The following is a 20,376-nucleotide window of genomic DNA, read 5'->3' as shown; positions in this document are numbered from 1 at the left end:
GGAAAGTCAGTCAGGCCATAGTAGGCGGGGCCACCGACAGCGGCCCCGGGGCCCACCGTGGCGTCAGGAGCAGACCGTGTCCGCCTTCGGGACCGTCCCCTCCAGCAGATAGCCGTCGACGGCGCCGCGCACGCAGGCGTTCTTGCTGTCGTACGCGCCGTGCCCCTGGCCCTTGTACGTCATCTCGACGCCGACGCCCTTGCCGAGCGCCTGCGCCATCTTGCGCGCCCCTTCGTACGGGGTGGCCGGGTCGCCGGTGTTGCCGATGACGACGATGGGCGGCGCGCCCGCGGCGCTCACGTCGGGGTGGTCGGCCTGGCCGTCGACGGCCCAGTCGGTGCAGCTGACCATGCCCCACGCCAGGTAGTCGCCGAACAGCGGCGAGGCCTTGCGGAACTCGGGGAGCTTCTGCTCCACGTACCGCGGGGTGTAACGCGCCTTGTCGTCCGCGCAGTTGATCGAGACGTTGGCCGACTGGATGTTGCTGTACTGACCGTCTTCGTTGCGCCCGTTCATGGAGTCGGAGAGGGCCATGAGGATCTTGCCGTCGCCCTCGTAGGCCTCGTCGAGGCCCTGGGTGAGGTAGGGCCAGAAGTCCTTGGAGTACAGGGCCTGCGCGATGCCGTTGGTCGCGGCGGTCTGCGTCAGTTCACGCGGCGGCAGGCCGCGGATCGGCTTGCGGTCCAGGTCCTTCAGAAGCTTCGCGATCTTCTCCTTGACCTGCGCCTCGGTGTCTCCGACGGGGCAGTCGTCCGCCTGCGACGTGCAGTCCTTCGCGAAGTTGTCGAGCGCCAGCTGGAAGCCCTCGGCCTGGCCGAGCGAGCCCTGTTCGGCGTTCTCGGTGGGGTCGACGACGGCGTCGAACACGGCCCGTCCCACCCTCTTGGGGAACAAGTGTGCGTAGACACCGCCGAGTTCGGTGCCGTACGAGATCCCGAAGTAGTGCAGCTTGTCGTCGCCGAGGACCTGGCGCATCAGGTCCATGTCGCGGGCCGCGTCGGTGGTGCGCACGTGCGGGAGGGTGGAGCCGGCGTTCTTCTCGCAGCCGCCGTTGAACGACTTCACGTTCTCGACGAGCTTCTTCTTCTCGGTGTCGTCGTCGGGCGTGGCGTCCTGCTGGAAGTACGTGTCGAGCTGCTCGTCGTCCTCACAGCGGATGCCCGCGCTGGCGCCGACGCCGCGCGGGTCGAAGCTCACCAGGTCGTAGCGGGTGCGCAGCTTGGCGTAGTCCTCGCCGAAGGCGGGCAGCGTGGTGACGCCCGAGCCGCCGGGGCCGCCGAAGTTGAAGACGAGGGAGCCGATGCGCTTCTTCTTGTCACCGCTCGCGGCCGCCTTGATCAACGCGATGTCGAGGGTGTCGCCCTTGGGCTTCGACCAGTCGAGGGGGGCCTTCATGGTGGCGCACTGCCACTCGGCGCCGCCCGGCAGCGGGGACGGGGCGCCGCCACCGCCCTCGGCGGCGTCGGGCGCGGGGCAGTCCTTCCAGCTCAGCTTCTGGGTCGGCAGATCCTCGTCCTTGGCGTCGCTGCTGCCGCACGCCGAGAGCGTGGCGGACAGGAGCAGGGCGGCGGCGGCCAGCGCGGTGACGCGTGGCTGGGACTGTGTGGGCATGTCCCCATCCTGCGGGGGCCCCTGACGGGGCGCTCGGGGCGCGGGCCGTGTGGGTGAGGATCCGGCCACGGAAATCGGGCGTCGCGCCCCGCTCAGCGGCGGGCAGCCGGGCTCACAGGAAGCGACGGATGGGCTGTACGGCCACCTCCCGGACCCGCTGGACGGCGGAGCGCCTGCGCCACCGGTCGCGCCGGATCAGTTCGCTTACCGCGGTGTCGGCCTCGAAGTGCTCGTCCAGGGTGGCGGTGAACTCCTGGTCCAGGACGGCGAGCATGACTTCCTCGTCATGGTCGAGGGAGCGGCGGTTGAAGTTGGTGGAGCCGATCAGCGAGGCGACACCGTCGACGGTGATGATCTTGGCGTGCATCATCGTCGGCTGGTACTGGTAGATCTTCACCCCGCACGCGGTGAGTTCCTCGTAGTGGTGCTGGCCCGCCAGCCGGCACACCCGCTTGTCGGTGTGCGGACCGGGCAGCACGATCTCCACCTCCACACCGCGCCGCGCGGCGGCACACAGGAGCTCGACGAAGTACGCGTCGGGGGAGAAGTAGGCGGTGGACAGCCGGAAGCGTTCCTCGGCCGACTCCAGCATCACCCGCAGCAGCGTCTGCATGTCCTGCCAGCCGAAGCTCGCCGACCCCCGCACGACCTGCACGATGGCGCCGCCCCGCGGACGATGGTCGATGAACCGGTCCCTGGCGTCGAAGAGCTCGTCGTGGCACTCGGCCCAGTTCTGGGCGAACGCCGCCGCGAGACCGTCCACCGCGGGCCCGCGGACCTCGACGTGCGTGTCGCGCCACTCGTTCTCGTCGCGGGCGTCCCCGCACCACTCCTCGGCGATGCCCACCCCGCCGGTGAACGCGGTCGTCTCGTCGACGACCAGGACCTTGCGATGGCAGCGGTGGTTCTGCTTGAGCGGCGAGAGGTACAGCGGCTTGCGGAACCACGCCACCTGCACCCCCGCCTGCTCCATCGCGGCCAGCTGCTCGGTCTCGATCAACCGGCTGCCGAACCCGTCCAGGAGCAGCCGCACCCGCACCCCGGCACGGGCCCGCTCGGCGAGCGTCTCGGCGAACTGCAGGGCGATGTCGCCCTTCCAGTACACGAACGTCATCATGTCCACGGTGTGCTCGGCACGGCGGATCCCCGCGAGCATGGCCGCGAAGATCTCGTCGCCGTTGCGCAGGGGGGTGAGCGCGTTGCCCTCCGTCGCCGCGATCCCGATCAGCCGCTCCAGGCGACGCCGTATGCGTGCGACACGGGCCTCGCAGTCGGGTCCCTCCGCCGCACCGGATATCGGCGCGCTCAGCCCGGCGGTTTCCTGCGTACTGGTCATGGTTCTCCGGGCCGGCACACAACGCGAATGTCTGAGGGCCGCGGCGCCCGGTCCGGCGCGGGCTGAGCAGCCAGCAGACCCTACCGGTCCTCAGCCCTCCGCGAGCTGCCGGGCCGCCGTCGTCCCCGTGGCCACGCACGCGGCGACGCCCACGCCGTCGTACGCGGCCCCGCACAGCGCGATCCCCGGCAGCCCGCCGACCGCCTCGCGGACCCGGGCGATGCGCTCGATATGGCCGACCCCGTACTGCGGAAGGCCACGTTCCCATCGGCGGACGCGGGCCGCGACGGGCTCCCCGATGGGGCCGAGGGCCTCGTGCAGCTCGCGGACCGAGGTGCGGATCAGATGGCGGTCCGGCGGGGCGAGCCGGTGCTCCTCGGCGACCCGGCCGATCGAGGTGCGCAGCAGGAAGAGGTCGGGCGCGGCCTCGCCCTGCCAGCGCCACTTGTTGCTGAGGAACGTGGCGGCCTTGAGGGCGCGCCCGTCGACGGCCGGCACCAGGAAGCCGTTGCCCCCGGGCAGCGGGTCCCCGTGCCCGGCGCTCCCCTGCCCCCGGACGAGGGCTTCCGTGCGCGGGAACGCCATGGTCACCACGGCCGTACTGGCGTGCTGGATCGCCCCCAGGTCGGCGTCCGCGAGCGGCGCGTGCGGGCGCAGCAGCTCCGCGGCCTCGTACGCGGGCACGGCGAGCACCACCGCGTCCGCCTCAAGGAGGAGCGGGCCGTCACCGGTCACGGCGAGCACCCGCCACCGTCCCGCGGGGGTGCGCTGCAGTTCACGCGCGCGCGTGCCGGTCAGGATCCGGGCGCCGCTCGCCGCGGCCACGGCGTGCGGGAGCCGGCCGTTGCCGCCGCGCAGGCTCCGTACGGGGACGGGCCGCGGGCTCCCGGACTTCGGGCTCCCCGCGCGCGGGGCGGCGGCCCCGGGCTGCGTCCGCATCTCCCGCAGCGCGGCGAGCAGCGGCTCACCTCGCTCGGCGACCGCCGCCACGCGCGGGAGCACGGCCCGCAGCGAGAGCCGGTCGGGGCGGCCCGCGTAGACCCCGCCGAGCAGCGGCTCCACGAGCCGGTCCACGGCCTCCTGGCCCAGCCGCCCGCCGAGGTACTCGGCGACGGACACGTCGTCGGCCTGCGGCTCCGCGGGCAGCGTCTCGTCCAGGCGCAGCCGGGCCGCCGCCTCGTCCGACAGCAGCCCGGTGCCGGCCAGGGCGTCGGGGTCGGTGGGGATGCCCATGACGTGACCGGGCGGCAGCGGGCGCAGCGCGCCGTGGGACCACAGGGTGGTGGGTGCCGGGGCCGGGTCGCACAGGTCGTCGCCGAGGCCGACGTCCTCGGCGAGGTGCACGGCCTCGGGGCGCAGCGCCATCAGGGACTCGGCGCCCTCGTCGACGGGGACGCCCGCGAGGGTGCCGGTGCGGAGCTTGCCGCCGATGACGGGGGCGCCCTCCAGGACGGTGACCTCCGCGTCGGCGCGCAGCCGCAGGGCCGCCGTCAGTCCGCTGATGCCGCCGCCGACGACGATCACTGAACGCGTCATGCCGCGCTCCCTTCGTTCGGTGCCGGGGTGCCCGGCGCGAGCAGCTCGCGCAGCTCGTCCTGGTGGGGGAAGCTCCCCGGCTCGTACGCACACCAGGGGTCGGCGGCGAGGACCCGCCCCGTCGCCCCGTACGCGCGCGAACGGGAGCCGCCGCAGACGGTGTTGAACTCGCAGCGGCCGCACGCCCCGCCGAGCAGCGCCGGGTCGCGCAGCGTGGTGAAGAGCGCGGAGCCCCGGTAGATGTCGATGAGCGGATGGTGTCTGACGTTTCCGGCCGACAGCGGCAGGAAGCCGCTGGGATGGACCTCTCCGGTGTGCGAGACGAAGACGAAGCCGCGTCCGGAGCCGACGTCCATGGGCGGCCTGCGCACCGCGCGCCGCTCCCCGTCGTGCAGACCGAGCGCACGCGCGCGTGCCGTGAGCCGCGCGTACAGGGGCCCTGTCACGGGTGTCCCGCCGTGCCGCTCCAGGATGGTCCGCTGGAGCATGACGCGGCGGAAGTGGTGCCCCTCCGTGGTCTTGGTGGCCATGACGGCGCCCGTGTCGTACAGGAAGTGCAGGACGTCCTCGACCTCGGCGGGGGTGAGCGCGGCGAGCTGTTCGCCGCGGCCCGTCGGCACCAGCACGAAGCCGCTCCACAGCATCGCGCCCTCGCGCCGCACCAGGGCGGCGATGTCCGCGAGGTCCTCCAGGCTGTCGCGTGTGACGGTGGTGTTGATCTGCACCTTCAGGCCGAGCTCACGGGCGGTCCGCCAGCCGTCGAGGGTCCACTCGAAGACGCCGTCCACGCCACGGAAGGCGTCGTGCCGCGCGGCCGTGGAGCCGTCGACGCTCAGCGAGAGGGCGACGGCGCCCGCGTCGCGCACCGCCGTGAGGTTCGCCCGGTCCAGCGTCGGCGTGCCCGAGGGGGAGACGGCGACGCGGAGCCCGCGGGAGGTGCCGTACGCGACGAGGTCGGTGAGGTCGGGGCGCTGGAAGGGATCGCCGCCCGTGATCACGAAGAGCGGGCTCGGCCGCCCGAAGGCCGCGATCTGGTCCATCAGACGGCGGGCGTCGGCGCCGTCCAGCTCGCCGGGGTCCCGCGCGGGCTGCGCCTCGGCCCTGCAGTGCACACAGGCCAGCGGGCACGCGCGCGTGGCCTCCCAGATGACGATGAAGGGGCGCTCGCCGACGTCGTGCCGCGGGCGCCTGACGACCCGGCTCACGAGACGCGCTCCCAGCCCCGCTCCGGCTCCCGGTTCGCGAGCTGCCCCGGGTCGCGCCTGCGGTAGACCACGTACGGCCTGAAGAGGTACTTGAAGGGCGCGCTGACGATATGGGCGAGCCGCGAGAAGGGGATCAGCGCGAACAGCGCGAAGCCGAAGGCGACGTGCAGCTTGAAGGCGAGGGGCGCGGCGCCCATCAGCGCGTAGTCGGGCCGGAGCGTGAACAGGCTGCGGAACCAGACGGAGACGCCCTCGCGGTAGTTGTAGTCGACCGCCCCGGAGGAGTTGAGGACGGTCGCGACCAGGCCGAGCAGCAGCGCGCCGAGCAGCACCGTGTACATCAGGTGGTCGCTGCGCAGGGTGGCCTTGCGGACGGCGGGCACGGTCAGCCGCCGGTACACCAGGACGCCGATCCCGCCGGCCGCCGCAAGGCCCGCGACGGCGCCCGTGGAGACGGCGAGCAGGTGGTACGTGTGGTCGCTGACGCCCACCGCGGCGGTCCAGTCGTCCGGGATCAGCAGCCCCACCACGTGGCCGAGCACGACGAACGCCATCCCGAAGTGGAACAGCGGCGAGCCGATGCGCAGCAACCGCGACTCCCGCAGCTGGGAGGAGTGCGTGGTGAGGCCGAACCGGTCGTACCTGGCCCGCCAGGCGAGGCCCGCGATCAGGAGGGTGACGGCGACATAGGGCAGGACGCCCCACAGGATGAGGTCCATCACGCCGGGGTCCTTTCCCGTCCGGGGCGGGCGGGCAGCGTGGGCCAGGGGAGCTCCACGCCGGGCCCGAGGGGTTCCATGCCGGGCCCGAAGGGTTCCAGGCCGACGCTCTCGCGGGGCGGCCCGCTGCGGGCCAGCGCCTTGGCCTCGGCGCGTGTCCGCGGGGAGGGGCCGGGCAGTGTCCCGCAGACCGCTTCGAGCACGCGCGCGTACGGGGTGTCCGCGTCGGTGACGGCGAGCCGCAGCAGTTCGAGCCCGGCCCGGTGCTCCTCCAGGAGTGCGGTGCCCGCGGCCTCCTCGCGGGCGGCGAACTCCAGCATCACCGGCAGGAAGTCGGGCAGCTCCGCGGAGGCGAACTCCAGGCCGTGCTCCCGGTACACGTGCTTGACGCGCACGAGGGAGAGCCCGCGGTTGCGGGTGTCGCCGTCCGACCACCAGGTCAGGTACAGACAGCGGCGGTTGCGGGTGTCGAAGACGTCCGTGTAGTGCGCGGCGAGGTCCAGGGGGCGGCGCACGCGCGCGTGGGCGACGAATTCCCGCAGCAGGGGGTGGTCGCACGCTTTGTGGAGGCGGTCCAGGTCGGCGTGGAGCCGCTCGTCGGGGTACTGCAGGAGCCGTCCGGCGACGAGGCGGACGACGGCGTCGGGGCTCATGCGCTCCTCCGGGTGGGGCTGAGATTGAGCAGCACGCGCTCTTCGGGGACGGCGGGTGCGGCATCGCCCACCGGGCAGCCGTCGTCGAGGGGATGCGTGCCGGCGAGGGCGTCCGCGTCGGCCCGTGCGGCGGTCGGTATCACGTACCGGTCCTCGTACTTGGCGACGGCGAGCAGCCGGAACATGTCCCGCAGCTCCTCGCCGGTGAGCCCGACGGCGCCCGCCACGGCCTCGTCCGGCGTCTGGCCGAGGTTGACGGCCCGCATGTAGGACCGCATCGCCGCCATCCGGCGCAGCACCGCGTCGACGGCGAACGCGTCGCCCGCGGTGAGCAGTTCGGCCAGATACTCGACGGGGATGCGCAGCGAGTCGATCGCTCCGAAGAGGTTGCCCGCCTCCTCCCCGTCGCGGCCCGCGGCGGCCACCGCCTCGACGACGGGGGAGAGCGGCGGCACGTACCAGACCATCGGCATCGTGCGGTACTCCGGATGCAGCGGCAGCGCCACCTGGTACGTCCTGATCAGGTCGTACACGGGGGAGCGGCGGGCCGCGTCGAGCCACTCGTCGGTGATGCCGGACGCGCGGGCGGCGGCCGCGACCGCCGGATCGTGCGGGTCGAGGAAGCACTCCAACTGCGCCGGGTAGAGGTCCTGTTCATCCGCCACGGAGGCGGCCTCGGTCACCTTGTCGGCGTCGTACAGCATCACCCCCAGGTAGCGCATGCGCCCGACACAGGTCTCCGAGCAGATGGTCGGCATCCCCACCTCCACGCGCGGGAAGCAGAACGTGCACTTCTCCGCCTTGCCGGTGGCGTGGTTGAAGTAGACCTTCTTGTACGGGCAGCCGGTGACGCACATCCGCCAGCCGCGGCACTGGTCCTGGTCGACGAGGACGATGCCGTCCTCCTCGCGCTTGTACATCGCCCCCGACGGGCACGACGAGACGCACGCGGGGTTGAGGCAGTGCTCGCAGACCCGCGGCAGATAGAACATGAAGCTCTGCTCGAACTCGAAGCGGATCCTCTCGCCGACCTCGTCGCGGATCTTCTCCACGAGGGGGTCCCGGGGCCCGTGCTCCGGGGCGCCGCCGAGGTTGTCGTCCCAGTTGGGGCCCCACTCGATGGTGCCGATCGGCTCGCCCGTCACCTGCGAGACCGGCCTCGCGACCGGCATGTCGTCGCCCGCCGGGGCGTCGGTCAGGTTCTTGTACTCGTACGTCCAGGGCTGGTAGTAGTCCGAGAGCTCCGGCAGCTCGGGGTTGGCGAAGATCTGGCCGAGCCGCTTGAGGCGCCCTCCGGCCCGCAGCCGCAGCCGGCCGGACCTGGTCCGCTCCCAGCCGCCCTTCCACCGCTCCTGGTCCTCCCAGCGGCGCGGATAGCCCTGTCCCGGGAGGGTCTCGACGTTGTTGAACCAGACGTACTCGGTGCCCTTGCGGTTCGTCCACGCCTGCTTGCAGGTGACCGAACACGTGTGGCAGCCGATGCACTTGTCGAGGTTCATGACCATGGCGATCTGGGCCATGACGCGCATGATCAGTACTCCACATCCTGCGAGCGGCGACGGATGACCGTCACCTCGTCGCGCTGGTTGCCGGTCGGCCCCAGGTAGTTGAAGGCCCAGGTCAACTGCGCGTAGCCGCCCACGAGATGGGTGGGCTTGAGCATGATCCGGGTGAGCGAGTTGTGGATGCCGCCGCGCCGTCCGGTCCGCTCCGTCTTCGGGACGCCGACGGTCCGCTCCTGGGCGTGGTTCATGTAGACCGTTCCCGGCGGCATCTTGTGGGAGACGATCGCGCGGGCCGTGACGACGCCGTTGCGGTTCACGGCCTCGATCCACTCGTTGTCGCGCACACCGATGGCCTCCGCGTCCTGCGGGGACATCCACACCGTCTGACCGCCGCGACCGAGCGTCATCATGTAGAGGTTGTCCTGGTACTGGGAGTGGATCGCCCACTTGTTGTGCGGGGTCAGGAAGCGCACGGCCACCTCCCGGCCACCGCCGTCACCCGTCCGGGAGCCCAACTCGGGCTCTCCGTAGAGGCGGTGCATGTTCAGCGGCGGCTTGTAGACGGGCAGTGCCTCGCCGACCTCGTGGATCCAGTCGTGGTCGAGGAAGAAGTGCTGGCGCCCGGTGAGCGTGTGCCAGGGCTTGAGGTGCTCGGTGTTGACGGTGAACGCCGTGTAGCGGCGCCCGCCGGACTCGCTGCCCGACCACTCCGGGGAGGTGATGACCGGCACCGGCCGCGCCTGGGTGCCCGCGAACGTGATCCGCTTCCCCTCGGCCTCCGCGGCCAGGTGCGCCAGCTCGGTCCCGACGCGCTTCTCCAGCGTCTCGAAGCCCTGGGTGGCCAGCCGGCCGTTGGAGGTCCCGGAGAGCGACAGGATCGCCTCACAGGCCCGCTGGGCGGTGTCCAGGCGCGGCCTGCCGTCGGCCGTGCCGCCGCGCACCGTGCCGTTCTTGGCCTTCAGGTACGCGATCTCCTCGGCGACGTCGAACGTGACCGCCTTCGTGGTGACCCCGAGCCGGTCGACCAGCGGGCCGAGCGCCGCGAACTTCTCGCCGACCGCCCCGTAGTCGCGCTCCACGACGGTCAGGTCGTACATCGTGCGCCCCGGTACCGGCTCGCACTCGCCCTTCGACCAGTCGAGCGCGACGCCGCCGGGCTGGGCCATCTCGCCGCCCGGGGTGTCGTGCTGCAGGGCGGTGGCGACGAGGTCGCGGCGCACGCCCAGGTGCTCGCCCGCCAGCTCGCCGAAGCGGCGCGCGAGCGCCAGGAACGCGTCGTAGTCGGTGCGCGCTTGCCAGGGCGGGTCCACGGCCGGCGTGAAGGCGTGCAGGAAGGGGTGCATGTCGGTCGAGGACAGGTCGTGCTTCTCGTACCAGGTCGCGGCCGGCAGGACGACGTCGGAGAGCAGCGTCGTGGACGTCATCCGGAAGTCCAGGCAGAGCAGCAGATCGAGCTTCCCCTCGACGTCCTCCGGCCGCCACCGCACGTCGCGCGGCACACAACGCGGCCCGTCGTCGGGCAGGTTGGAGTGCGTGCCGAGCAGATGCTTCAGGAAGTACTCGTTGCCCTTGGAGGACGAGCCGAGCAGATTGGCCCGCCATACGTTGAGCACGCGCGGCCAGTTGCCGGGCGCGTCCGGGTCCTCGCCGGCGAAGCCCAGCGTGCCCTCCGCCAGCTCCTTGACGGCGCTCGCCACCGGGTCGTCGGCGGCCCCCAGGTCCAGCGGGTTGCGGTCGAAGGTCGGATACGAGGGCATCCAGCCCATCCGCGCGGAGGCGGCCAGACAGTCGGCGCCCGACATGCCGTCGAAGCGGCCCTCGCCCAGCGGCGAGGCGAGGGCCTCGGCGGGCAGGCTGTCGTAGCGCCACTGGTCGGTGTGGAGGTAGAACCAGCCCGCGCCGATCATGTGGCGCGGCGGGCGCCCCCAGTCCGACGCGCTCGCGAGCGTCGCCCAGCCGGTCACCGGCCGGCACTTCTCCTGGCCCACGTAGTGGCCCCAGCCGCCGCCGTTGCGCCCCTGGCAGCCGGTGAGCGTGAGCAGCGCGAGGAAGGCCCGGTAGGTGGTCTCCGCGTGGAACCAGTGGTTGGTCCCCGCGCCCATGAGGATCATGCAGCGCCCCTGGGAGTCCTCGGCCGTACCCGCGAACTCCCGCGCCACACGCGCGGCCTGCGCGGCCGGCACGGAGGTGAGGGTCTCCTGCCAGGCCGGGGTGCCCGGCTGGGAGGCGTCTTCGTAGGAGGCGGGCCACTCGCCGGGCAGCCCCGCGCGCGGGACGCCGTACTGGGCGAGCATCAGGTCGTAGACGGTGGTGACGAGCCGGTCGCCGAGGCGCCGGACGGGCACGCCCCGGCGTACGACACCGTTGTCACCCCCGCTCCCGGCGGCGTCCTGAGCGCCCTGACCGCCCTCGAAGCGGGGCAGCACGATCTCCGCGCTGTCCTCGCCGTACAGGGTGAGCCGGGGCACGGTGTCGCCGAGGTCGAGGTTCCAGTCGGGGGTCTCGGAGGTGCCCCAGCGGTGGCCGAGCGTGCCGTTCGGGACGGTCGGCTCGCCCGTCGCGTCGTCGATCAGGACGGTCTTCCAGCGGGCGTTCTCGGCCGCTTTCCGGTCGTCGTCGAGGTCGGCCGCGGTGAGGAACTTGTGCGGGACGAGTCCGTGCTCGGTCTCGTTGAGGGTGACAAGGAACGGCAGGTCCGTGTAGCGGCGCACGTAATCCAGGAAGAACGGGGTCTGCCGTTCGACGAAGAACTCACGGAGAATGACGTGCCCCATCGCGAGGGCGAGCGCGCCGTCCGTCCCGGGGTGCGGATGCATCCACTCGTCGGCGAATTTCGTGTTGTCCGCGAAATCCGGCGATACGGTGACGACTTTCTGCCCCCGGTACCGCGCCTCCGTCATCCAGTGCGCGTCGGGCGTCCGCGTCACCGGCACATTGGAGCCCCACATCATCAAATAGGCGGCGTCCCACCAGTCGCCCGACTCCGGTACGTCGGTCTGGTCGCCGAAGACCTGCGGGGAGGCGACGGGAAGATCCGCGTACCAGTCGTAGAAGGAGAGCATCGGGGCGCCGATGAGGGAATGGAAACGGGCGCCCGCCGCGTGCGACGCCATCGACATCGCGGGAATGGGGGAGAATCCGGCGACCCGGTCGGGGCCGTGCTCCTTGATGGTGTGGACGTGCGCCGCCGCGACGATCTCGACGGCCTCGTCCCAGCTCGCCCGCACCAGACCGCCCTTGCCGCGGGCGCGCTGGTAGCGGCGGCGGCGCCCGGGGTCGCCCTGGATGTCGGCCCAGGCGAGGACGGGGTCCTTCAGCCGCGCCTTCGCCTCCCGGTACATCTCAAGGAGCACGCCGCGCACATGCGGATACCGCACGCGCGTCGGCGAATACGTGTACCAGGAGAAAGAAGCGCCGCGCGGGCATCCGCGGGGTTCGTATTCGGGACGGTCGGGTCCCACCGAGGGATAGTCCGTGGCCTGGGTCTCCCAGGTGATGATGCCGTCCTTGACGTACACCTTCCAGCGGCACGATCCGGTGCAATTCACGCCGTGCGTGGAATGCACGACCTTGTCGTGGCTCCAGCGGTCGCGATAGAAGGCTTCCCCGTCCCGGCCGCCGGTGCGCCGCACGCTGTGCAGATCGGCGGAGGTCTCCGCGGTCCGGGTGAAGAAACTCCCGGCCTTCACGAGCGTCTCAGCGATGTCTTTCCTCTGCTGCAACGTCATATCTCCCGGCCGTCCCGAAGAAAAGGCCACACCATATGTGCCGCCGACAACGACCCTAAGCCTGGCGGTGGTTGGGATCCCGGGGTCCAAGGTCCCGTCAAGGGGTGACTTACAGCAGGAATTGTTCGGGCCCTGATGCTGCGAGGCTGAAAGCACCGGGCAGCGGGCCGAGGTGCTGAGAGGCTGAACGCATGGGCAGGAAGAGACGGGGCGGACTCCACACGTGGCTGCCGAACCAGCACGGGGCGTGGGCGATGCTCGCGGTGCCGTTCACGGCGGGCGTGTTCCTCGGCGACGGTCCCGGCGCCGGACCGCGCTGGGCCCATCTGCCGCTGTTTGTCGCCTGGTTGACGGGATACGTCACCGCCTTCCACGTCCAGCAGTGGCTCCGGCTGCGCTGCCTCTCCCGCAACCCGCGCGCCCCGCGCCGCCATGTGCGGCCCGCCCTGGTGTCGGCGGCGGGGTGCGCGGTCTGCGGGGTGCCGCTCCTGTTCGCGTACCCCTGGCTGCTGTTCGCGGCCTGCTGCGCGGCGCCCTTCGTGGCCGTGAACACGCTCTACGCGTGGCGCAACAAGGAGCGGGCCCTGCTCAACGGCCTGGCGGCGGTGGTCCCCGCCTGCGGCATGCTCCTCGTCACACTGCGGCTGGGCGGCGGGTCCCTCGCGGACGGCTGGCGCCCGGCCCTCGCCTGCCTGCTGTTCTTCGCGGGCACGGTGCCGTACGTGAAGACGATGATCCGGGAGCGTGACTCACGCGCGTACCACCGGGCGTCGGTGACGTACCACGTGCTCGCGGTGCCCGCGGCGTACGCGCTGAACCCGTGGCTCGCGCTCCTCTTCGCCGGCTACCTGGTCCGCGCGGCGCTGCTGCCCGGCAGGGGCGTGAAGGTGCCGGTGGTCGGGGCGGTGGAGGTGACGGGCGCCGTGCTGCTCCTGGCGGCGCTCCTGCTGGTGTTCTGACGGCGGCCTCGGAGGCGCCCCTCGTGCCGGGGTCGGATCAGAGCAGGCCCTTCCTCGTCAGGTGGTTGAAGAACAGCCACCCGGGTAGCACCGGCAGCCAGAGCGTGAGCAGCCGGAAGAGCAGCACGGCGGGCGCCGCCACGTCCTTGGGCACCCCCACCGCGATCAGACCGAAGGTCAGCGTCGCCTCGACCGCGCCCACACCGCCCGGTGTCGGCGCCGCAGAGCCCAGCGCGTTGCCCGCGAGGAAGACGACCGCGACGCTCGCCAGGCTCAGCGACGTCATCTCCTCGTTGCCGAAGGCCCGTACCGAGGCGTCCAGGCAGAGCACGAACATCAGGGTGAGGAGCAGCATCCCGCCGATGCCGGTGAGCAGCTTCTGCGGGCGCTGCAGCACGTCCAGCATGCGCGGCACGACACCGGCGAAAAGCGACCGCACGCGCGTGACGACGAATTTGCGCAGGAACGGGATCGCGGTCACCACGAGGACGAGCACCGCGACCGACAGCAGACCGGCGATGACGGTGCGGGACGGCGTGAACGAGGGTGTCTTCTCCGTCCCCGTCAGATAGCCGAAGATCAGCAGCAGCAGGATGTGCGAGCCGAGCCCGAAGAGCTGCGAGGCACCGACGCTCGCCACCGCGAGCCCCGAGCGCACCCCGGAGCGCTGCAGGAAGCGGGTGTTCAGCGCGACGCCGCCGACCGCCGCGGGCGCCACGATCTTCACGAACGACCCGGCGACCTGCGCCGCCACCGCCCGCAGGAACGGCACCCGCTCCGGCACGAAGCCGAGCAGGCTCATCGCCGCGGCGAAGTAGCTCAGCGCGGAGAAGCCCACCGCGGCCGCCACCCAGCCCCACTCCGCCTCCTGGAAGAGCGTGCCGAACTCGACGTGGGTGAGCTGCGACAGCAGGAAGTACGCGCCGATGGCACCGGCGATGAAACTGATCAGCGTGCGCGGCCTGATGCGCTCCAGCTGCGCCGGCTCGACCGGCGCCGCCGGGCGGATGAGCAGCACCTGGTGGCGGATCTGGGTGAGCAGGTCCTCCTCGCGGGCCTGGTCCAAGGCGTCGTCTATGGCCTGCTTCTCGGCCTGCCGCTCCTGCTTGGCCGCCTGCTTCTCCTGCTTCTGCGACGGCTTCGGCGCGGGCTCCTCCTCGGGCAGCTCCGCGCGCGCGGTCTGCTTGGTCCTGCGGGAGGCCTCCAGGACGGCCTCACGCTCGCGCTGGGAGCGTTCCCGGGCCAGCCTGCGCAGGGTGGAGCGGGTGGTGCGGGTGAGGGCGATGGGCTGGAGCAGCGGCAGACAGTCGGCCACCGCGTCCGGGCCGAGGATCTCGACGGCGGCGGCCACCGCGCGCTCGGCGCCCACCCGCAGGCCGAGGGCGGTCAGGAGCTGCGCGATGTCCATGCGAAGCACCAGGTCGCCCGCGGCGATCTCGCCGCCGCGCAGATCGGTGAGGATCACGTTGCCGGAACGATCCACCAGGACGGCGTCGCCCGCGAGCCTGCGGTGCGCGATCCGCCGCGACTGCAGGGCCTGCACCTGACGCCAGGTGTCGCGCAGCAGGTCACCGGTGATGGCGTCGTCCGGCAGCGAGTCCAGGGTGTGGCCGCCGGTGTGCTCGTAGACGAGGATCACGGCGTCGGGGCCGAGCTCGGACGTGGCGATCAGCTTCGGCGCGTTCGCCCCGGCCGCGATGGCCGCGTACGCGAGGAGCGCCTCCTGCTCCAGCGCCTGCCGCAGCGACTGCAGACTGCGCCGCTGGGTGATGCCCCGCAGGGTGAGCCGGCGCCAGACACGGTAGAAGAAGCCCTGCGCCTGTTGCTCGCGGTCGATGACCGTGACGTCCAGGGGCGGGCCGTCCTCCAGGGTGACGAAATAGCGGCGCCCGCGGTCACCGTGCTCGCTGTCCGGGGACTCCTCGCGGGCGGCGCTCACGGGGTGGAAGCCGACGTGCCGCAGGCCGGCGAGGAGCGTCTGGCCGGTCGGTCGTACGTTCGGCGAGCCGACGGCGTAGAGCGTGCCGTACGCCACCGCCCAGCCGATCAGCACCGTCAGGATGATCGAGAACGGCGTCGTGTAGCCGGTCACCAGCATGGTGAACGCGTCCAGTAGCAGCACCACGAAGAGCACCAGGCGCCAGCGCGGTCTGCGGGACATCCCGACGGCCGTCATGTACGCGATGACGGGGGCGAGGTAGCCGTGCACCGGATCGGTGAAGGCGTGCACGTCCGCCGGTGAGGGCTTGGTCAGCGCGTCCTGGATGGAGTCGGGGGCGCCCTTGGCGACCCACAGGTCGGTGGCGAGCGTCACGCCGTGCGCGAGGACGGCGGCCAGCACGCCGTCGGCGATGCGCAGCCCGTCCCGTTTGATCAGCCGTTCGATCGCGAACGCCACGGGGACGAGCAGCACGCCGATGCTGGCGACCAGACCCGCCACCTTGATCAGCAGGTCGGGGGCCTGCTCGGTGCCCTTGTCGATGTCCTGTTCGAGCCCGGAGGTGGTGCCGTGGGCGAACGCGGCGATGGCGAGCAGCACCGCGATGGCGAGCACGCCGACGAGGAGCCGCATGAGGTCGGAGGGACGGTGTACGCGCGCGGCGAGGAGCGGCTCGTCGCGTGCGACGCGGTCGGTGTGCGACTCGTCCTCGTCGCCGCAGCCGGGCTCGGTGGTCTCGGGCCCGTCGGTCTGTGTCTTCTCGGTCTTGTCGGTCTTCAGGGCGTTCTCACCGGTGTCCGGGTGTGACTCGGACGCAGAGGTGCCCGCCTTGTCATCGGGATGCACGCCCTGCCGCTCCGTCGTCTCTTCTTGATCTCGTATCACCAGTCACCGCCCGCACGATGGTGGCATGTCCGGCCCGCGGAGGGGGGCAGCAGGGGGCAACGCAAGGACGCGAAGTGGTCACGAAACGACACTTTGTGCCGTGTCACGGGGCCTGCGGCACCCTCCGTGCCGGGCCCGTCACCCTGTCGGTGGCGTACGGCAGGATGGTCCGGATGAGCGAGGAAAGCCAGGCGCTGCCGGAGTACGCGGAGCGGGTTCTCGAGGTCGCGGAGCTGATCCCGCCGGGTCGGGTGATGACGTACGGGGACGTCGCCGAGTGGCTCGAGGAGGGCGGCCCGCGACAGGTCGGACGCGTGATGGCCCTCTACGGAGGGGGCGTTCCGTGGTGGCGTGTGGTGCGCTCGGACGGCGTCCTGCTGCCGGGCCACGAACTGCGGGCCCTGGAGCGCTACCGGGCGGAGGGCACGCCCCTGCGGCAGGCCTCGCGCGCCGCCCAGGGCCACGTCCCGAAGCTCGACATGCGGCGGGCGCGGTGGGACGGCGAGGGGGCGGACGCGGCGAGCACCGAGGGAGGCGCGGCGGGCGGCGTCGCGGCGGGCGACGTCGCGGGTGACGCTCGCCCGTAGGCTCCGGAGGCTCACATCTGACAGCTTCCGGCATCGGGCGGCCCGGCGGGGGACCGGTGGCCCGTACGGGGGAAGCCACGCGTCCTCCTCGCCCACTGGCGTAGCGTCGACGTCACGCATCCCGTTCACCCCGCGGCCGTCGCGCAGCCGCTCTTCGACCAGCAGACCCACCAGGACCGGCGACCCACGTGAGTTCCCCTTCTTCCACTCGGCACATCCGGCACCCGTCGCACCAACCGGTACGACAGGGGGCCAGGGACGGCTACCGACTGGTTCGTACGCCGCCGACCCCGTCGGCTCCCCCTCGCTTGGACGCAGGTCAGCGCCGTGTGGTTGACCACGAGGGCGGGCCGCTGCTGGTCCTTGCCGGACCGGGCACGGGCAAGACGACCACGCTGGTGGAGGCCGTCGCCGAGCGCGTCGCACGGGGCGCGGACCCGGCGCGCGTCCTGGTGCTGACGTTCAGCCGCAAGGCCGCGGTGGAGCTGCGCGACCGCATGGCGCTGCGCGTCGGGGCGGCGCACGCCCCGCAGGCCACCACCTTCCACTCCTTCTGCTACGCCCTGGTCCGCGCCCACCAGGACGCCGAACTGTTCGTGGAGCCGCTGCGGCTCCTGTCCGGCCCCGAACAGGACGTGGCGGTACGTGAACTGCTCGCGGGCCAGATCGACCTCGCGCAGGAGGGCCACGGGCACATCCGCTGGCCCGACGAGCTGCGCGCCTGCCTGACCACCCGCGGCTTCGCCGACGAGGTCCGCGCGGTGCTCGCCCGCAGCCGTGAGCTGGGCCTCGGACCGAACGCCCTGGACGCCTTCGCGCGCCGCAGCGGACGGCCCGACTGGGGCGCGGCCGCGGCCTTCCTCGCCGAGTACCTGGACGTCCTCGACCTCCAGGGGGTCCTCGACTACGCGGAACTGGTGCACCGCGCGGTGCTGCTCGCCCGCCGCCCCGAGGTCGCGCGAACGCTCGGCGCGCAGTACGACGCCGTCTTCGTGGACGAGTACCAGGACACCGACCCGGCGCAGGTGCGGCTGCTGGACGCGCTCGCCGGGGGTGGCCGCACGCTCGTCGCCTTCGGCGACCCCGACCAGTCGATCTACACGTTCCGTGGCGCCGACGTGAACGGCATCCTGGAGTTCCCGTACGACTTCCCGCGCGCGGACGGCACACGGGCGCCGGTCGAGGTCCTGACGACGTCCCGCAGGTCGGGCGCGGAGCTCCTCGGCGCCACCCGGCTGCTGACCCGCCGGATGCCGCTGACCCGGCTGCCCGCGGAGAAGGTGCGGGCCCACCGGGAACTGGCGCCGGTCAGGGAGGGCGGCCGCGTCGAGGTGTACACGTACCCGACGGCCGGCACGGAGCTCGACAACATCGCGGACATCCTGCGCCGCGCGCACCTGGAGGACGGCGTCCCGTGGGGTGACATGGCCGTGCTCGTCCGCGCGGGCGCCCGCACGATCCCCGCGGTGCGCCGCAGCCTGAGCGCGGCGGGCGTCCCCCTGGAGATCGACGGCGACGACATCGCCCTGCGCCACGAGCCGGCGGTGACGCCGCTGCTGACGGCGCTGCGGGTGGTGGCGACGGCGGTGGCCGCGGAGGCGGAGGCGGATGTGCCGCAGGGGGACGCCGTCGACGGTGAGGCCTCCGAAGGTGACGTCCCCGGAGTCGACGTCCCTGAAGTCTCCGGAGACGGCGCCGAAGGGGCGGTTCCGGACGGTACGGCTGACGATACGGAAGGTGCCGCCCCGCACCCGACGCCAGCCACGCCGCACCCGACGGCAGCTACCCCGCACCCCGGGCCCCCCGCATCCGCAGCCCCCACCTGGCTCGACACCGAGACCGCGCTCACGCTGCTCACCTCGCCGCTGGCCGGCATGGACGCCGCCGATCTGCGGCGGCTCGGCCGCGCCCTGCGCGAGGAGGAGCGTGCGGCGGGCAATCACGTGCCGCCGCCCTCCGACGAGCTGCTCGCCCGTGCCCTCGCCGAGCCGGAGCGCCTCGTCGCGCACGACCCGACGTACGCCCGCGGCGCCCAGCGGCTCGGCGCGCTGCTCCGCAAGGCCCGTGAGCGCCTCGCGGGCGGCGGCACGGCCGAGGAGGCGCTGTGGGAGCTCTGGGACGGCACACCCTGGCCCAGACGCCTGGAGCGCACCGCGCGGCGCGGCGGCGCGGCGGGCCGCAACGCCGACCGCGACCTCGACGCGGTGTGCGCGCTGTTCGCCGCGGCGGCCCGCGCGGAGGAGCGCACGGGCGGCCGCGGCGCGCTCAACTTCCTGGAGGAGACCGAGGCGCAGGAGATCGCCGCCGACACGCTCACCCGCAGGGCGGCCCGCCCCGACGCCGTACGCCTGATGACCGCACACCGTTCCAAGGGCCTGGAGTGGCGGCTCGTCGTGGTCGCGGGCGTCCAGGAGGGTCTCTGGCCCGATCTGCGCCGCCGCGGCTCCCTCCTGGAGGCCGACCGCATCGGCCGCGACGGACTCGCTGAGCCCCTCACCCCGGGGGCGCTCCTGGCCGAGGAGCGGCGGCTGTTCTACGTGGCCGCCACGCGCGCGCGTGAGCGCCTCGTCGTGACCGCGGTGAAGGCGCCCGCCGACGACGGCGACCAGCCGTCCCGCTTCCTCACCGAACTCGGCGTCGAACCCAAGGACATAACGGGCCGCCCGCGCCGCCCCCTGTCCGTCGCCGCGCTCGTCGCCGAACTGCGCGCCACCACCGTCGACCCGCGCGTGAGCGACACCCTGCGCGAGGCGGCGGCCCGGCGCCTGGCCCGGCTCGCCGCACTCAGCGACGCCGACGGCCGCCCCCTCGTACCGGCCGCGCACCCCTACCGCTGGTGGGGCATGTACGAACCGACGGCGAGCGAGGTGCCCCTGCGGGACCGCGACAAGCCCGTCGTGCTCTCCGGGAGCGCCCTCGACCAGCTCGCCAACACCTGCTCCCTGCAGTGGTTCCTGGGCCGCGAGGTCAAGGCGGACGCCCCGGCCACCGCCGCCCAGGGCTTCGGCAACGTGGTGCACGTCCTGGCCGACGAGGTCGCCTCCGGACGCACCCCCGCCGACCTCGCCGTCCTCATGGAGCGCCTCGACTCGGTGTGGGACGCGCTCGCCTTCGACGCCCCCTGGAAGTCGGCACAGGAGAAGGAGCACGCGCGCGTGGCGCTGGAGCGCTTCCTCCAGTGGCACGTGATGGACCGCGCGAGCCGCACCCCCGTCGCCAGCGAGCACGGCTTCGACGTGACCCTGGAGGCCGGTCCCTACGAAGTACGGGTACGGGGCTCCATGGACCGCGTCGAGCGGGACGCCGAAGGCCGTGCCTACGTAGTCGACTTCAAGACCGGCAAGCAGGCCCCGACCTCCGCCGAGGTGGCCCGCCACCCGCAGCTGGCCGTCTACCAACTGGCGGTCCGCGAGGGCGCCGCCGACGACCTCTTCGACGGCGTACGCCCCCAGCCGGGCGGCGCCGAACTGGTCCAGCTGCGCCAGGGCGCCGCCAAGAAGAACGGCGGCGAAGCCCTCCCCAAGGTGCAGGCCCAGGAGGCGCTCGCCGGGGAGTGGATCGGCGACCTCCTCGCGACGGCCGCGGGCAAGGTGCTCGACGAACGGTTCACGCCCACCACCGGCCAGCACTGCACCCACTGCGCCTTCCGCGCCTCGTGCAGCGCCCGCCCGGAGGGGCGCCAGGTCGTGGAGTGAGTGACTCCGGGCACACCA

At 72.6% G+C, this 20,376-nt stretch carries 12 protein-coding genes; 3 read left to right on the top strand and 9 right to left on the bottom strand.

Annotated elements, in window-relative coordinates; translation table 11 throughout:
- Positions 1-63: 63 nt before the first annotated feature.
- From ACFYO9_RS03005 to ACFYO9_RS02970, 8 genes are all read right to left on the bottom strand, one after another.
- Positions 64-1,611, bottom strand: a complete 1,548-nt coding sequence (locus ACFYO9_RS03005; protein ID WP_355803082.1) for an alpha/beta hydrolase — start codon at positions 1,609-1,611, stop codon at positions 64-66.
- 112 nt (positions 1,612-1,723) lie between these two features.
- Entirely contained in the window at positions 1,724-2,947 is a 1,224-nt protein-coding gene (locus ACFYO9_RS03000) for a phospholipase D-like domain-containing protein (protein ID WP_355803080.1), read from the bottom strand.
- Between the two features lie 90 nt (positions 2,948-3,037).
- Positions 3,038-4,483, bottom strand: a complete 1,446-nt coding sequence (hemG, locus tag ACFYO9_RS02995; protein ID WP_358779034.1) for a protoporphyrinogen oxidase — start codon at positions 4,481-4,483, stop codon at positions 3,038-3,040.
- On the bottom strand, positions 4,480-5,688 hold the full coding sequence (locus tag ACFYO9_RS02990) for a TIGR04053 family radical SAM/SPASM domain-containing protein (protein WP_358779033.1): 1,209 nt from the start codon (positions 5,686-5,688) through the stop codon (positions 4,480-4,482). The genes hemG and ACFYO9_RS02990 overlap by 4 nt, the downstream gene beginning before the upstream one ends.
- Complete coding sequence (narI, locus tag ACFYO9_RS02985; protein WP_358779039.1) at positions 5,685-6,407, bottom strand: respiratory nitrate reductase subunit gamma; 723 nt, start codon at positions 6,405-6,407, stop codon at positions 5,685-5,687. Before narI ends, ACFYO9_RS02990 begins: the two co-directional genes overlap by 4 nt.
- On the bottom strand, positions 6,407-7,060 hold the full coding sequence (gene narJ / locus ACFYO9_RS02980; RefSeq protein ID WP_358779032.1) for a nitrate reductase molybdenum cofactor assembly chaperone: 654 nt from the start codon (positions 7,058-7,060) through the stop codon (positions 6,407-6,409). The genes narI and narJ overlap by 1 nt, the downstream gene beginning before the upstream one ends.
- Entirely contained in the window at positions 7,057-8,589 is a 1,533-nt protein-coding gene (narH, locus tag ACFYO9_RS02975; protein WP_358779031.1) for a nitrate reductase subunit beta, read from the bottom strand. Before narH ends, narJ begins: the two co-directional genes overlap by 4 nt.
- Positions 8,590-8,591: 2 nt before the next feature.
- Complete coding sequence (locus ACFYO9_RS02970; protein WP_388665925.1) at positions 8,592-12,293, bottom strand: nitrate reductase subunit alpha; 3,702 nt, start codon at positions 12,291-12,293, stop codon at positions 8,592-8,594.
- Positions 12,294-12,484: 191 nt separating this feature from the next.
- On the opposite strand from ACFYO9_RS02970, the gene ACFYO9_RS02965 reads away from it, so the two are divergent.
- On the top strand, positions 12,485-13,252 hold the full coding sequence (locus ACFYO9_RS02965; RefSeq protein ID WP_358779029.1) for a YwiC-like family protein: 768 nt from the start codon (positions 12,485-12,487) through the stop codon (positions 13,250-13,252).
- Positions 13,253-13,289: 37 nt separating this feature from the next.
- Here ACFYO9_RS02965 and ACFYO9_RS02960 read toward each other — a convergent pair whose 3' ends face one another.
- Complete coding sequence (locus tag ACFYO9_RS02960) at positions 13,290-16,076, bottom strand: lysylphosphatidylglycerol synthase domain-containing protein (protein ID WP_358779028.1); 2,787 nt, start codon at positions 16,074-16,076, stop codon at positions 13,290-13,292.
- Between the two features lie 164 nt (positions 16,077-16,240).
- Here ACFYO9_RS02960 and ACFYO9_RS02955 point away from each other — a divergent pair, with 164 nt between their 5' ends.
- A complete protein-coding gene (locus tag ACFYO9_RS02955; RefSeq protein ID WP_358779038.1) occupies positions 16,241-16,663 on the top strand; it encodes an MGMT family protein in 423 nt (140 codons plus the stop codon).
- A 188-nt stretch (positions 16,664-16,851) separates the two neighbouring features.
- On the top strand, positions 16,852-20,358 hold the full coding sequence (locus tag ACFYO9_RS02950) for an ATP-dependent DNA helicase (RefSeq protein WP_358779027.1): 3,507 nt from the start codon (positions 16,852-16,854) through the stop codon (positions 20,356-20,358).
- Positions 20,359-20,376: the final 18 nt, after the last annotated feature.

The organism is Streptomyces sp. NPDC005863, from assembly GCF_042871345.1.
GTDB lineage: Bacteria > Actinomycetota > Actinomycetes > Streptomycetales > Streptomycetaceae > Streptomyces.
Note: the sequence above shows the minus strand (reverse complement) of the source record. Positions and strands in the feature narration are given on the sequence as shown.

Coding starts and splice junctions, on each gene's coding strand:
- ACFYO9_RS02970 (WP_388665925.1), bottom strand. CDS start 12,293: ATGACGTTGCAGCAGAGGAAAGACATCGCTGAGACGCTCGTGAAGGCC.
- hemG (WP_358779034.1), bottom strand. CDS start 4,483: ATGACGCGTTCAGTGATCGTCGTCGGCGGCGGCATCAGCGGACTGACG.
- narI (WP_358779039.1), bottom strand. CDS start 6,407: ATGGACCTCATCCTGTGGGGCGTCCTGCCCTATGTCGCCGTCACCCTC.
- ACFYO9_RS03000 (WP_355803080.1), bottom strand. CDS start 2,947: ATGACCAGTACGCAGGAAACCGCCGGGCTGAGCGCGCCGATATCCGGT.
- narJ (WP_358779032.1), bottom strand. CDS start 7,060: ATGAGCCCCGACGCCGTCGTCCGCCTCGTCGCCGGACGGCTCCTGCAG.
- ACFYO9_RS02965 (WP_358779029.1), top strand. CDS start 12,485: ATGGGCAGGAAGAGACGGGGCGGACTCCACACGTGGCTGCCGAACCAG.
- ACFYO9_RS02955 (WP_358779038.1), top strand. CDS start 16,241: ATGGTCCGGATGAGCGAGGAAAGCCAGGCGCTGCCGGAGTACGCGGAG.
- ACFYO9_RS03005 (WP_355803082.1), bottom strand. CDS start 1,611: ATGCCCACACAGTCCCAGCCACGCGTCACCGCGCTGGCCGCCGCCGCC.
- narH (WP_358779031.1), bottom strand. CDS start 8,589: ATGCGCGTCATGGCCCAGATCGCCATGGTCATGAACCTCGACAAGTGC.